Below are 324 nucleotides of genomic sequence, written 5' to 3' on the forward strand. Positions count from 1 at the left end.
GGTTTTTTTGGGTTTGTCGGGGACGGGTGGGGCGTCGTCGGGGTCGGCGTTGGGTTGGGGTGGGTTGATGGTTTGTTCGAGGAGGGCGAGGTCGTCAGCGTTGTAGCCGGATCCGTCGAGGATGTCGAGGTCGTTGAGGACGGTGAGGAGTAGTTCGGGGTCGACGCCTGGGCCGAGGTCGGCGAGGCGGTTGTCTGCGATGAGGATTTTGCGGGCGGTTTGTTCGTCGCAGTCGATGACTTCGACGCGGATGGTGGTGTGGCCGTTGGCGCGGGCGGCTTGCCAGAGGTGGTGGCCGGCGAGGATGGTGCCGTCGGGGAGGGC

The 324-nt window shown here is 65.7% G+C and carries 1 protein-coding gene; it reads right to left on the bottom strand.

Annotated elements, in window-relative coordinates; translation table 11 throughout:
* The coding region (locus AC3XQU_RS23475; protein WP_489876553.1) for a ParB N-terminal domain-containing protein at nucleotides 1-324 on the bottom strand (324 nt) is incomplete at both ends.

This window comes from Telluria sp. AZSoR62, from assembly GCF_058111565.1.